The organism is Glacieibacterium frigidum (assembly GCF_007097155.1).
In the GTDB taxonomy this organism is placed as follows: domain Bacteria; phylum Pseudomonadota; class Alphaproteobacteria; order Sphingomonadales; family Sphingomonadaceae; genus Glacieibacterium; species Glacieibacterium frigidum.
Genome location: NZ_VJWA01000002.1, coordinates 971,382 through 983,775 on the forward strand (window position 1 = coordinate 971,382; position 12,394 = coordinate 983,775).

The following is a 12,394-nucleotide window of genomic DNA, read 5'->3' on the forward strand; positions in this document are numbered from 1 at the left end:
GCGGCCTTGCTTTGAAAACGAGTGCGCTGAACGCGTCGCGGCAGCTTTGGTCGCACGCTCGACTTGGCAGCCGACGCGCGGCAAGGGGACGCGCATGACCGTTTCGCCCCTCGCCCGCCCCTTCCCCGAAATCGCAGCCGTCGCGGGGGTGCGCATCGGCACCGCCTGCGCGGGCTACAAGGCATGGACGCGCGCCGACACGACACTCGTCGCGTTCGACGCGGGCACGACGGTCGCCGGGGTGACGACGCGGTCGCTGTGCCCGTCGCCCGAGGTCGAGTGGTGCCGGGCGAACCTACCCGGCGGCGCAGCGCGCGGGCTGGTCGTCAATTCAGGGAATTCGAACGCCTTCACCGGTGCGGGGGGGGCGGCAGCGAGTCGCGCGCAGGTCGAGCAAGCGGCGGCCTTGCTCGGGTGCGGCGCGCACGAGGTGTTTGCCGCCTCGACGGGCGTGATCGGCGTGCCGCTGCCGCAGGACAAGGCGCTCGCGGGCGTCGCCGCCGCGAATGCTGCGCTGGGCGAGGCGAGCCTGCTCGACCTGACCAACGCCATCGGAACGACCGACACCTTCCCGAAGGCCGCGGTCGCGCACGCCGTCGTTCAGGGTCGCCGGATCACCATTGCGGGCGTCGTCAAGGGATCGGGGATGATCGCCCCCGACATGGCGACGATGCTCGGGTTCGTATTCACCGACGCCGCGATTGCTGCACCTTTGCTGCAGCAAATGCTGCGCAGCATTTGCGACGAGACGTTCAATGCGATCACGGTCGACAGCGACACTTCGACGTCCGACACGGTCCTCGCCTTCGCGACCGGCGCGGCCCGAAATGAAGTGCTGGATGCCCCCGATGCTCCGGGCGCGGACGCCTTCCACGCCGCACTACGCGCGGTCTGCCGCGATCTCGCGCATCTGGTCGTGCGCGACGGCGAAGGGGCGACCAAGTTCATCGAGGTGCGCGTCGCCGGTGCGGCCGACGACCGCGCCGCAAAGGTCGTGGCGCTCAGCATCGCCAACTCGCCGCTGGTCAAGACCGCCATCGCCGGCGGCGACGCCAACTGGGGCCGCGTCGTGATGGCGGTCGGCAAGGCGGGCGAGGTCGCCGACCGCGACCGGCTGAGCATCGCCTTCGGCGGCGTGCAGGTCGCAGCCCATGGTGCCGTCGTCCCCGGCTATGACGAGGCCCCCGTCGCCACGCACCTTGCAGGCAGCGAAATCGAGATCGACGTCGACCTGGGTCTCGGAGACGGCCGCGCGACGGTTTGGACGTGCGACCTGACGCACGGCTATATTTCGATCAACGCCGACTATCGGAGCTGAGCCATGGAAATCGTCCTCCACCACTATCCCATGTCGCCCTTCGCCGAACTGGCGCGCGTCGCGCATGGCCTGAAGGACCTCGACTATCGCTCGGTGATCATCCCCAGCATCATGCCCAAGCCCGGCCTCGTCGCGCTGACCGGGGGCTATGCCCGCACCCCGGTGCTGCAGATCGGCGCCGACCTCTATTGCGACACCGCGAAGATCATCGACGCGCTCGAGGCGCACACGCCGCGCCCCAGCCTGTACCCGGCGCCGCTCGGCGACCTGCACCGCATGCTCGCGGGCTGGGCAGGCGCGGCGCAGTTCACCGCGCATGTCGGGGCAGCGCTCGGCAGCCTGCCGCCTGGGGCGCTACCGCAGGCGTTCATCGACGACCGCAAGGCGCGCTTCGGCCTCGACATGGCGTCGCTGGCGCGTGCGACACCGCACCTCGCGAGCCAGGCGGTGACTGCCGCGACGTGGCTCGACGCCGTGCTTGCCGACGGGCGCGCCTTCGTCGGCGGCGACGCGGCCGGGCACGCCGACCTCGCCTTCTACTCCAACCTCTGGTTCGTCCGCGGGCGCGCCGCGGGCACGCCCGCCGAGCAGGCGATCGCCGCCCTCCCCAACCTGTCGGCGTGGTACGACCGCGTCGCAGCCTTCGGCCACGGCCGTCCGGTCGAGGCGAGTGCCGACGACGCCCTCGCGCTCGCCCGCGCCGCGACCCCCGACCTGGGTGAGGACGTCGACGCGTCGAGCGGCTTCACCGCGGGCCAGCGGGTCAAGGTCCGCACCGATGGGTCGGGCGATGCCCCTGTCGAGGGCCAGCTGCTGCGTCTGTCGCCGCGCGGCATCGCGGTGGTGCGCGACCTCGACGGCGGTGGCCATGTGGTGGTCAACTTCCCGCGCCTGGGGCAAATGGTCCTGCCCGCTTAGTTGACGCCCGCGCCCGGCTGTCGCAACACGCACTCAAACTTGGGCAGGAAACGCGCATGAAGGTCTTGGTCCCCGTCAAGCGGGTGGTCGATTACAACGTCAAGGTGCGGGTGAAGTCCGACGGCACCGGCGTCGAGCTCGCCAACGTCAAGATGAGCATGAATCCGTTCGACGAGATCGCCGTCGAGGAAGCCATTCGCCTGAAGGAAAAGGGCGTGGTGACCGAGATCGTCGCGGTGTCGATCGGCGTGCAGCAGAGCCAGGAAACGATCCGCACCGCGCTCGCGATGGGCGCCGATCGCGGCATCCTGGTGGTCACCGACCAGCCGACCGAGTCGCTGGCCGTCGCCAAGATCCTCGCCGCCATCGCCAAGGAAGAGGCGCCGCAGCTGATCATCCTCGGCAAGCAGGCGATCGACGACGACGCCAACCAGACCGGGCAGATGCTGTCGGGCCTGCTCGGCTGGCCGCAAGGCACCTTCGCGTCGAAGATCACCGCCGACGGCGCGATGGTCACCGTCGAGCGCGAGATCGACGGCGGTGCCGAGACGGTCGAGCTCAAGCTGCCCGCGGTGGTCACTACCGACCTGCGTCTCAACGAGCCGCGCTACGCCTCGCTGCCCAACATCATGAAGGCGAAGTCGAAGCCGATCGCCTCGAAGACCCCTGCCGACTACGGCGTCGACGCGACGCCGCGGCTGCAGATCCTGAAGGTCGTCGAGCCGTCGAAGCGGACGGCCGGCGTCAAGGTCAAGACGGTCGACGAGCTGGTCGACAAACTCAAGGTGCTGGGAGCGATCGGATGAGCAGCCTGGTTCTGGCCGAACACGACAACAAGGTCCTGAAGGACGCGACGCTGGCGACGATCACCGCCGCCGGGCAGCTGGGCGGTGAAGTCCATGTCCTCGTCGCCGGCGCCGGCGCGCAGGCCGTCGCCGATGCGGCCGCCAAGGTCGCGGGCGTCACCAAGGTGCTGCTGGCGGACGATGCCGCGTACGAGCATGCGCTCCCCGAGAACGTCGCGCCGCTCGTCGCCGGGCTGATGGCGAACTATGACGCGTTCGTCGCGCCCGCCACGTCGCGCGGCAAGAACATCGCGCCGCGCGTCGCCGCAGCGCTCGACGTCGTGCAGATCAGCGAGATCCTGTCGGTCGAAGCGCCCGACACCTTCACGCGCCCGATCTACGCCGGCAACGCCATCGCGACGGTCAAGTCGAGCGACGCCAAGCGCGTCATCACCGTGCGCGGCACCGCCTTCGCCAAGGCCGCGACCGAAGGCGGCAGCGCGTCGATCGAGCCCGTGTCGGGCACGGGCGATTCAGGCCTGTCGACCTTCAAGGGTGCCGAGCTGACGACGAGCGCTCGCCCCGAACTGACCGCGGCCAAGATCATCGTCTCGGGCGGCCGTGCACTGGGGTCGGGCGAGAAATTCCACGAGATCATGGAGCCGCTCGCCGATGCTCTCGGTGCCGGCCTCGGTGCCAGCCGCGCCGCGGTCGACGCCGGCTACGTCCCCAACGACTATCAGGTCGGCCAGACAGGCAAGATCGTCGCGCCCGAGCTCTACATGGCGGTCGGCATCTCGGGCGCGATCCAGCACCTCGCGGGGATGAAGGATTCGAAGATCATCGTCGCGATCAACAAGGACGACGACGCGCCGATCTTCCAGGTCGCCGACATCGGCCTCGTGGGCGACCTGTTCACGCTGGTCCCCGAGCTGACGAGCAAGCTGAACGCCGCGAAGGGCTAAGGCGCGCAAGCGCCGCCCCTTCCCCTGCGGGGAGGGGCGAGAGACGCGCGAGGCGCGGCCCGGGGGTGGGTCTAACCAAGGGCGGTGCGCTTGATGGGGAGCCCCCTTCGACACGCGCTGCGTGTACGACACTTCCCACCCCGGGGCCGGCTTCGCCGTATCCCCGACCCTCCCCGCAGGGGAGGGTGTTTCGTTCAGCTTGACGCAAAGCCGTGCCCGCTAGACAGCGCGGCATGATCCGCACCCTGCTCCTCGCGGCGCTTGTCGCCACGCCCGCCGTCGCCGCCCCGCTCGACGAGGTTGCGGCGGCGCTCGCCGCGACGACGTCGATGACCGCGCGCTTCACCCAGACTGCGTCCGACGGGCGCGTCGCGACCGGGCGGATGCAGCTCGTGCGGCCGGGCAAGATCCGCTTCGACTACGACAAGTCCAAGCTGCTGATCGTCGCCGACGGGCGCGCGCTGTCGATGATCGATTACAAGGTCGGGCAGGTGTCGCAGTGGCCGATCCGCAACTCGCCGCTCGCCGCGCTGCTCGATCCGGCCAAGGACCTCGCGCGCGTCGCACGCGTCGTCGAGGCACCCGCAGGTCAGGTGCGCATCGCGGCGCGCGACCCGAAGCGGCCCGACTACGGCACGCTGACGATGGTCTTCGTGCGCCGCGCCGATGCGCCCGGCGGGCTGGCACTCGCGGGCTGGACCGCGCTCGACGCGCAGAACAACCGGACCGAGGTCGTGCTGAATACGGTGCGGTCGAATGTCGCGATTCCGAAGTCGACCTTCACCTTCCGCGATCCACGCATCCGCACGCCCGGCAGGCCGGGCTGAATCGCCGACGAACGCCCCGGCGCGTGTACGCCCATTAATCCTGTTCAGGTCAGGGCAAGGTGCGCGCCCGTATTTCGAGCGGGCGGTCGGCGGCGTCGCTCGGGCTTTGCCCCCTGTTACCCGGGCACCATGCCGCAGATCGTTGCGTGACGAGCGCAAACCGGCCCCCGTTCCATGCCCCCGGAGCGGGGGCCAATTGCGTTCTGGGGATGGGCGTTTAGACCGGCACCATGCCATCGCTTTCCGTCGCCAGCTGGAACATCAATTCGGTGCGGTTCCGCCTCGACATCGTCGAGCGGTTCCTGACCGACCATGCCCCCGACATCCTGTGCCTGCAGGAAACCAAGGTCATCGACGACGGCTTTCCGCACGCCGCGTTCGAGGCGCTGGGGTACAAGTACCGCGTCGTCTGCGGCCAGAAGATGCACCACGGCGTCGCGACTTTGTCCAAGGTACCGCTGGTCGAGCAACGCCGCTTCGACTGGCAGGACAATGGCGAGGCTCGCCACATCGGCGCGCGCCTGCCCAACGGCGTGCTGCTGGAGAACGTCTACGTCCCTGCCGGCGGCGACATTCCCGACCCCGTCCTTAACCCCAAGTTCGCGCAGAAGCTGGCGTTCATCGACCGCATGACGCGCTGGTCCGAGGGCCTGCGTGACGACACGCTGATCGTCGGCGACTTCAACATCGCGCCGCTGGAATGCGACGTGTGGAGCCACAAGGCGCTGCTGAACGTCGTCAGCCACACGCCGATCGAGGTCGCCCGGCTGAACGGCCTGCAGGCGAGCCACGACTGGGTCGACCTGGGGCGCCACTTCATCCCGCCGCCCGAGCGGCTGTACACCTGGTGGAGCTACCGCAACGTCGACTGGACGGTCGGCGACCGCGGTCGGCGGCTCGATCACCTCTGGGCCTCGCCGGGGCTGGCGAAGCAGGCGACGGGCTTCGAGGTCATCGAGGACGCGCGCAACTGGGGCAAGCCGTCGGACCATGTCCCGCAGATCGTGCGGTTCGAATTATGACCGCCGATGTTTCACGTGAAACCTATTCGGTTAATCGGTCGGTTGCACGGGCGATCGACGAGCTGCGCCGCGGGGCGCCCGTGGTGGTCGAGTCGGATGGCGGCGCGCTGACCATCCTGGCGGTCGAGCTTGCCGACGAAGCATCGCTGGCGGCGCTCGAGGTGGACGGCCGCGCCGGGCTGATCGTCGCGCACCCGCGTGCGGCGCTGCTGAACATCACCAACCAGCGCGCGGCGGCCGCCAGCGACGCGGTGTGGATCGAGCGCGCGGCGTGGATGGACCTGCCCGCCAGCGTCGCCACCGCCGACCCGGTCCGCGACCTCGCGACGCCGTTCAAGGGGCCGTTCACGAGCCGCGATCCGGGGCCGCTGGCTGGCGCGGCGAATGCGGCGGTGCGGCTGGCGAAGCTGGGCGGGTTGCTACCTGCGGTGTTCGCGGTGCCTATGGCTGCTGGTCGTCATCGCGGCGAAAGCCGGGATGACGCTTTAAGGGTAGCCGCCACCGCCATCCTCGCCCACGACCCCGCCGCGACCCTCCGCCTCGTTACCCGCGCTACACTCCCCCTCGACGGCGCCCCGAACACCCAGGTCGTCGCGTTCCGCGCCACCGACGGTGGCCCCGAGCATCTCGCGCTGCTGATCGGCGACCCCCTGCTGTCCGAGCCGGTGCTGACGCGCCTCCACTCGGCGTGCCTGACCGGCGACGTGCTGGGCAGCCTGAAGTGCGACTGCGGCCCGCAGCTGCGCGGCGCGGTCGCGAGCATCGCGGCCGCCGGCGGCGGCATCCTGCTGTACCTGCAGCAGGAGGGGCGCGGCATCGGGCTGATCAACAAGCTGCGGGCGTACGCGCTGCAGGACCAGGGGTTCGACACCGTCGACGCCAATTTGCGCCTCGGCTTCGGTGCCGACGAGCGCGATTTCGCTCTGGCGGCGGCGATGCTGCGTCTGCTCGGCGTGGATGCGGTGCGCCTGCTGACCAACAATCCCGACAAGGTGGCTGGCCTCGAGGCGGGCGGCATCAGGGTGACCGAGCGCGTCCCCCACGCAATGCCCGCCAATCCGCACAACGCGCACTACCTCGACACCAAGCGCGCGCGGCAGGGCCACCTGCTGTGATCGTCGACACCGACGCCCTGACGCTGAGCGCCTTCGGCGAAGTCTGGCCGTGCGTGATCGGTCGCGGCGGCGTCGTGACGGCTGCGACGAAGCGCGAGGGCGACGGCGCGACCCCGCTGGGCGACTGGCCGCTGCGCATCGCGCTGCTGCGCCCCGACCGCAGCCTGACGCCGCCTCGCGCGCTGCCGTGGCGCTGGATTCGCCCGGCGGACGGCTGGTCCGACGACCCCGCCGACCCGGCGTACAACCGCCCGGTGGTTCACCCGCGCCGCTTCTCCGCCGAGCATCTGTGGCGCGACGATGCGGTGTACGACGTGGTCGTCGTCCTCGGCCACAACGACGCGCCGCCGGTGCCGGGCTTGGGCAGCGCGATCTTCCTCCACGCCACCCGCCCCGACCGCCGCCCCACCGAGGGCTGCGTCGCGGTCGATGCCCCGGTGCTCGCGGCGCTGCTGCCGCGGCTGGCTACGGGCATGACGCTGACGATCCGATAGGCCGTCAGCGCAGCCAAACCACCCGCCCCGACGGCAGCGGGTCAGGCAGCGCGTCCCCCACCACCCGATCAGCATCGCGCCGCGCGCGGTCGAGGATCGCCGGCGCCACTCCGGCAGGGTGAACGATCAGGTCGGCGGTGCCCAGCGCGCGGAGCTGGCGGATCGTCAGGTCGTCGGGGTCGGCCGACGCAAGCGCGATCTCGGTCAGCGAGTCCGCCGCGCGGACACCATCGAAGGGAATGTCGCCCGCCTCCCCGAACGGGTCGAGCGGCGCACCAGGCGCCATGGCGGCATCCCAGAAGCGCCGACGCGCGTCGACCGTTGGGTGCCGCGCCGCGACTTCGCCGCGTGCCGCGAAGACCCGCCGCGCGAGGTCCCCCAAAGTCGCGGGCAGCAGCGCTTCCAGCCGGGCCCGCAGCACCTTGGCGAGGCTCGCCGATGCACCGCCGGTGCCGATCGCGACGATCACCGGCGAGCGGTCGACGATCGCCGGCACGGTGAAATCGCACAGCGCTGGCTTGTCCACGACATTGACCAGACACCCGTCCGCCTTCAGCCGCGCGGCGATCGCGGCCGCCGCATCGGCATCGTCGAGCGCGACGAAGGCAATGCGGGCCATCGCGGGCTCGCGCACGATGACACCGCCAGCCCCTTCGATCAGCCGCGCCTTGGCATCGGCGGCAGGGCCTCCGCCGATCAGCAGCACGGGCTGGCCCGAGAGGCGTACGAAGATCGGCAGGCTGTCCATGGCTTCAGCCTTAGCGCGCGAAGTCGCGCGCACCCACCCCCGACCCCTCCCTGAAGAGGGAGGGAGGCAGAAGGAGCACGCGTTCCCCGCCCTTCTTCAGGGAGGGGTCAGGGGTGGGTGCGCGGCGCTTGCCGCGCTACCCCTTCGCCGCCGCGTTCCGCTTCCGCGTCGCCGCCGCCTTCTTCGCCGAGTCGGACCGCTGCGCGGCAGTGCGCGCCGCCGGCTGGCCGCGGCCCGATCCGGCCTTCTTGCCGCCGCCGTCCTGCTTGTTGACCGTCGCCCAGGCGCGCGCCTCGGCCTCCTTCGGCGAGGCGCCGGCGTCCTCGTAGCCTTGCTCGATGTGGGCGGCCTTGCGCTTCTGCTTGTCGGTGTAGGCGTCCTTGTCACCCTGTGGCATCGCGGCTCTCCTTCGAACCGTGAAAGCCGCTCGGGCGCCTACAGGTTCCGCGCCGCCAGCCACTCACGCACCTGCGGCCCGACATCCTCGCGCGCCAGCGCCAGCGCGATGTTCGCGGTGATGTGCCCTGCCTTGTCGCCGCAATCGAAGCGGTCACCGGTGAAGGTCATCGCGTGGAAGGGCTGGTGTCCGATCAGCTCGGCCATCGCGTCGGTCAGCTGAATCTCGCCGCCCGCGCCGCGCTTGTGCGCCGCCAGCTTGGTCATGCATTCGGGCTGCAGGATGTAGCGCCCGATCGCCGCAAGGCGCGACGGCGCGGTGCCCTGCGGCGGCTTCTCGACGAGGCCCCTCACTTGCGTGAGCAAGCCGTCGACGCTGCCCGGATCGACGATGCCGAAGCGGTTGGTATGCGCCTCCGGCACCTCGAGCACCGCGATGACATTGCCGCCGACGCGTTCGTACGCCTCGTTCATCTGCTTCAGGCAAGGGTTCTCAGGCGACCACAGCAGCTCGTCGGGGAGCAGCACCGCGAAGGGCTCGCCCGCGGTGATGAAGCGCGCGCACCACACGGCATGGCCCAGCCCCGCGGGTTCCTGCTGGCGGACGTACGCGATGCGCCCGGGTTCGAGCTGCGTCGTGTCCAGAACGGCGAGCTCGGCCGTCTTGCCCTTGGCCTTGAGGCTGGCGACGAGCTCGCCGGCGACGTCGAAATAATCCTCCAGCGCCGACTTGCCGCGCGCGGTCACGAAGACGAGCCGCTCGATGCCCGCGCTCAGGGCCTCGTCGACGGCATACTGCAGCAGCGGCTTGTCGACGACGGGGAGGAGTTCCTTGGGCACTGCCTTGGTCGCGGGCAGGAAGCGTGTGCCCTGTCCCCCCACTGGAAACACGGCGGTCTTGACGGGGCGGATGGTCATTCGGGCTCCTGTTTTGCGGGTTCTAAACCAGCCAGGGCGCGCGCGTATCCAGCGCCATCATGTCGGCCGCGACACGCCGCGCGCTGACCACGGCATGGTCGCTGCCCGACACCATGACCTCGGGCACGAGGTCGCGCGAGTTGTAGGTCGACGCCATCGTCGCGCCGTACGCCCCCGCGGTCATAAGCGCGACGAGGTCGCCGGCCTTGACCGTAGGCATCTCGCGGTCGTCGGCGAAGGTGTCGCCGCTCTCGCAGATCGGCCCGACGAGGGTCGCGGTGGTGCGTTCGTCGGTCGCGCGGACCGCCTGCACGTCGTGCCACGCGCCGTACAGCGACGGGCGCAGCAGGTCGTTCATCGCGGCGTCGATCACCACGAAGGCCTTGCCGACGCCCTGCTTCACCAGGATGACGCGGCTGAGCAGCACGCCTGCGTTGCCGGCAATCAGCCGCCCGGGCTCGAAGATCAGGCGCACGTCCCAGCCCTTGGTCGCGCGCGCGACCATCGCCCCGTAATCGGCGGGGCTGGGGGGCGCGGCCACGTCGGGGCGGTAGGGGACGCCGAGGCCACCGCCGAGATCGACGCGCTCGATGCTGTGGCCCGCAGCGCGCAAGCTCGCGACGAGGCCGCCCATCCGCCCGAAGGTAGCCTCCAGCGGGCCGAGATCGCTGAGCTGGCTGCCGATGTGCGCGGCGATGCCGACGGGGCGCAGCGAGGGGTGCGCCGCGGCCTGCGCGAAGGCTGCGCCCGCGCGTGACAGAGGAATGCCGAACTTGTTGTCGTCGCCGCCGGTCGAGATCTTGGCGTGGGTCTTGGCGTCGACGCCCGGATTGACGCGCACCGCGATGTCGACGCGCTTGCCCGCGGCCTGAGCCACCGCGGCGAGCATCTCGATCTCGGCCTCGGATTCGACGTTGAACTGCAGGATGCCCGCCTCGACACCCGCCTGCAGCTCGAACACCTGCTTGCCGACGCCCGAAAACACGATGCGGTTCGCCGGCACGCCTGCCGCGAGCGCGCGCGCCAGTTCGCCCGCCGAGACCACGTCGGCCCCGGCGCCGAGGCGCGCCAAGGTCGCCAGCACGCTGAGGTTGGGGTTGGCCTTGCACGCGAACGCGACCAGCGGGTCGCCGGTGCCGAGCCCCGCGACCGCAGCGGCGAAGACGCGGAAGTGCCGTTCCAGCGTGGCGGCCGAATAGACGTAGACCGGCGTGCCGACCTCCGCCGCCAGCGCGGCGAGATCGACGTCCTCGGCGTGGAGGACGCCGCCGCGATAGTCGAAATGGTCCATTACAATCCCGGGGGCGGCAGGTCGAAGCGGTCGTCGGCCCGCTCGCGCGACTTCTTGATGGGGTCGTCGACGCGATCGGGCGCGGCCTGGGGCGGCACGACGAGCTGCTGCTCGGGCGTCGGCGGCACGAGGGCGTTCAACGGCCGCGGCGGCGCGCGCTCGGGCGACACCGGCTGGAGCGGCCCCAGCTTGCCGCATCCGGCGAGGACGACCGCGAGGAGGATGACGCGCTTCATGATGCTTCCCGTGCTGCGGCGATCGCCTCGCGCACCCGCACCGGCGCGGTGCCGCCATGGCTCGTCCGGCTGGCGACCGAGGCATCGACCGAAAGAACGTCGAACACGCCCGCATCGATCCGCGCATCGACCGCCTGCAGGGTTTCGAGGCTGAGGTCCGCAAGGCCGACGCCCGCGGCTTCCGCCGCCGCGACCGCGCGCCCGGTGATGTGGTGCGCCTCGCGGAACGGCACGCCCACGACCCGTACCAGCCAGTCGGCGAGGTCGGTCGCGGTCGAGAATCCCAGCCCCGCGACGGCGCGCATGCGGTCGGTGCGAAACTCGACGCTGGCGACCATGCCCGTCATAGCGGCGATGCCCAGCGCCAGCAGGTCGTACGCCTCGAACACCGGCGGCTTGTCGTCCTGCATGTCCTTCGAATAGGCGAGCGGCAGGCCCTTCATCGTCCCCGCAAGGGCCACCAGGCAGCCGAGCAGGCGGCCCGAATGCCCGCGCACCAGCTCGGCGGCATCGGGGTTGCGCTTCTGCGGCATGATCGAGCTGCCCGTCGACCAGGCGTCGGGGAGCGCGATGAAGCCGAACGGCTGCGACGCCCAGATCACCATCTCCTCGGCGAGGCGCGACAGATGCAGCCCGGCCAGCGTCGCGGCGCTGAGGAATTCGAGCGCGAAGTCCCGGTCCGACACGCTGTCGAGCGAATTCGCCGTCGGCCGGTCGAAGCCCAGCTCGGCCGCAACCGCAAACCGGTCGACCGGGAAGCCCGTACCGGCAAGCGCCGCACTGCCCAGCGGGCATTCGTTCAGCCGGCGGCGGCAGTCGGCGAAACGCCCGCGGTCGCGGCGCACCATCTCGACATAGGCCATCAGGTGGTGCCCGAGCGTCACCGGCTGCGCGATCTGCAGGTGGGTGAAGCCCGGCATGACGCTCGCGGCATGCTCGTCGGCACGCACCAGCAGCGCCTGCGACAACGCATCCAGCTGCGCGTCGAGCGCGTCGATCGCGTCGCGCACCCACAGGCGGAAGTCGGTCGCGACCTGGTCGTTGCGCGACCGCGCGGTGTGCAGCCGCCCCGCCGCCGGGCCGATCAGCGCCGCCAGGCGCGTCTCGACGTGCATGTGGATGTCCTCGAGCGCCGCATCCTCGACCAGCCCGCCGGCCTCGTACTCGCCGGCAATCACGTCGAGCCCGCCGAGGATCGCATCGATGTCGGCGGCGTCGACGATGCCCTGCGCCGCCAGCATCCGGGCGTGCGCGCGGCTGCCCGCCAGGTCCTGCCGCCACAGCCGCTTGTCGAAGGAAATCGAGGCGTTTATGTCACGCATCACCGCCGCCGGCCCGCCGTCGAAGCGGCCGCCCCACAA

At 70.8% G+C, this 12,394-nt stretch carries 14 protein-coding genes; 8 read left to right on the top strand and 6 right to left on the bottom strand.

What is annotated here, in order from left to right; genetic code table 11:
* The first annotated feature begins 94 nt into the window (after positions 1-94).
* From argJ to FMM06_RS14190, 8 genes are all read left to right on the top strand, one after another.
* Positions 95-1,318 (top strand): bifunctional glutamate N-acetyltransferase/amino-acid acetyltransferase ArgJ, encoded by a 1,224-nt coding sequence (gene argJ, locus FMM06_RS14155; protein ID WP_144334985.1) that lies wholly within the window; start codon positions 95-97, stop codon positions 1,316-1,318.
* A 3-nt stretch (positions 1,319-1,321) separates the two neighbouring features.
* Positions 1,322-2,236, top strand: coding sequence for a glutathione S-transferase family protein (locus FMM06_RS14160; protein ID WP_144334986.1), 915 nt, complete (start codon positions 1,322-1,324; stop codon positions 2,234-2,236).
* A 56-nt stretch (positions 2,237-2,292) separates the two neighbouring features.
* Complete coding sequence (locus tag FMM06_RS14165) at positions 2,293-3,042, top strand: electron transfer flavoprotein subunit beta/FixA family protein (RefSeq protein WP_144334987.1); 750 nt, start codon at positions 2,293-2,295, stop codon at positions 3,040-3,042.
* Positions 3,039-3,986: an electron transfer flavoprotein subunit alpha/FixB family protein gene (locus tag FMM06_RS14170; protein ID WP_144334988.1), complete on the top strand. Its 948-nt coding sequence runs from the start codon at positions 3,039-3,041 to the stop codon at positions 3,984-3,986. The genes FMM06_RS14165 and FMM06_RS14170 overlap by 4 nt, the downstream gene beginning before the upstream one ends.
* A 233-nt stretch (positions 3,987-4,219) precedes the next feature.
* Complete coding sequence (locus FMM06_RS14175; protein ID WP_144334989.1) at positions 4,220-4,813, top strand: LolA family protein; 594 nt, start codon at positions 4,220-4,222, stop codon at positions 4,811-4,813.
* A gap of 230 nt (positions 4,814-5,043) precedes the next feature.
* Positions 5,044-5,835 (top strand): exodeoxyribonuclease III, encoded by a 792-nt coding sequence (locus FMM06_RS14180; protein ID WP_144334990.1) that lies wholly within the window; start codon positions 5,044-5,046, stop codon positions 5,833-5,835.
* Positions 5,832-6,950 carry a GTP cyclohydrolase II gene (ribA, locus tag FMM06_RS14185; protein WP_144334991.1) on the top strand — a complete coding sequence of 373 codons (1,119 nt, stop codon included), beginning with the start codon at positions 5,832-5,834 and terminating at the stop codon, positions 6,948-6,950. Before FMM06_RS14180 ends, ribA begins: the two co-directional genes overlap by 4 nt.
* The gene (locus tag FMM06_RS14190) at positions 6,947-7,444 is read left to right on the top strand and encodes a L,D-transpeptidase family protein (protein WP_144334992.1); all 498 of its coding nucleotides are present in this window, start codon (positions 6,947-6,949) and stop codon (positions 7,442-7,444) included. Before ribA ends, FMM06_RS14190 begins: the two co-directional genes overlap by 4 nt.
* Positions 7,445-7,448: 4 nt before the next feature.
* Here FMM06_RS14190 and FMM06_RS14195 read toward each other — a convergent pair whose 3' ends face one another.
* The 6 genes from FMM06_RS14195 to argH all read right to left on the bottom strand — a co-directional run bounded on the left by FMM06_RS14195 (position 7,449) and on the right by argH (position 12,394).
* Positions 7,449-8,192: a precorrin-2 dehydrogenase/sirohydrochlorin ferrochelatase family protein gene (locus tag FMM06_RS14195; protein ID WP_144334993.1), complete on the bottom strand. Its 744-nt coding sequence runs from the start codon at positions 8,190-8,192 to the stop codon at positions 7,449-7,451.
* 136 nt (positions 8,193-8,328) lie between these two features.
* The gene (locus tag FMM06_RS14200) at positions 8,329-8,589 is read right to left on the bottom strand and encodes a plasmid stabilization protein (RefSeq protein ID WP_144334994.1); all 261 of its coding nucleotides are present in this window, start codon (positions 8,587-8,589) and stop codon (positions 8,329-8,331) included.
* 38 nt (positions 8,590-8,627) lie between these two features.
* Positions 8,628-9,500 (bottom strand): UTP--glucose-1-phosphate uridylyltransferase, encoded by an 873-nt coding sequence (locus tag FMM06_RS14205; RefSeq protein WP_144335490.1) that lies wholly within the window; start codon positions 9,498-9,500, stop codon positions 8,628-8,630.
* A gap of 28 nt (positions 9,501-9,528) precedes the next feature.
* Complete coding sequence (gene lysA, locus FMM06_RS14210; protein ID WP_144334995.1) at positions 9,529-10,797, bottom strand: diaminopimelate decarboxylase; 1,269 nt, start codon at positions 10,795-10,797, stop codon at positions 9,529-9,531.
* A complete protein-coding gene (locus FMM06_RS14215) occupies positions 10,797-11,033 on the bottom strand; it encodes a hypothetical protein (RefSeq protein ID WP_144334996.1) in 237 nt (78 codons plus the stop codon). Before FMM06_RS14215 ends, lysA begins: the two co-directional genes overlap by 1 nt.
* Positions 11,030-12,394, bottom strand: coding sequence for an argininosuccinate lyase (gene argH / locus FMM06_RS14220; RefSeq protein ID WP_144334997.1), 1,365 nt, complete (start codon positions 12,392-12,394; stop codon positions 11,030-11,032). The genes FMM06_RS14215 and argH overlap by 4 nt, the downstream gene beginning before the upstream one ends.

Bases quoted from the DNA above. Each gene is read 5' to 3' on its own strand.
- argJ (WP_144334985.1), top strand. From the start codon at position 95: ATGACCGTTTCGCCCCTCGCCCGCCCCTTCCCCGAAATCGCAGCCGTC.
- FMM06_RS14160 (WP_144334986.1), top strand. From the start codon at position 1,322: ATGGAAATCGTCCTCCACCACTATCCCATGTCGCCCTTCGCCGAACTG.
- FMM06_RS14165 (WP_144334987.1), top strand. From the start codon at position 2,293: ATGAAGGTCTTGGTCCCCGTCAAGCGGGTGGTCGATTACAACGTCAAG.
- FMM06_RS14170 (WP_144334988.1), top strand. From the start codon at position 3,039: ATGAGCAGCCTGGTTCTGGCCGAACACGACAACAAGGTCCTGAAGGAC.
- FMM06_RS14175 (WP_144334989.1), top strand. From the start codon at position 4,220: ATGATCCGCACCCTGCTCCTCGCGGCGCTTGTCGCCACGCCCGCCGTC.
- FMM06_RS14180 (WP_144334990.1), top strand. From the start codon at position 5,044: ATGCCATCGCTTTCCGTCGCCAGCTGGAACATCAATTCGGTGCGGTTC.
- ribA (WP_144334991.1), top strand. From the start codon at position 5,832: ATGACCGCCGATGTTTCACGTGAAACCTATTCGGTTAATCGGTCGGTT.
- FMM06_RS14195 (WP_144334993.1), bottom strand. From the start codon at position 8,192: ATGGACAGCCTGCCGATCTTCGTACGCCTCTCGGGCCAGCCCGTGCTG.
- FMM06_RS14200 (WP_144334994.1), bottom strand. From the start codon at position 8,589: ATGCCACAGGGTGACAAGGACGCCTACACCGACAAGCAGAAGCGCAAG.
- lysA (WP_144334995.1), bottom strand. From the start codon at position 10,797: ATGGACCATTTCGACTATCGCGGCGGCGTCCTCCACGCCGAGGACGTC.
- FMM06_RS14215 (WP_144334996.1), bottom strand. From the start codon at position 11,033: ATGAAGCGCGTCATCCTCCTCGCGGTCGTCCTCGCCGGATGCGGCAAG.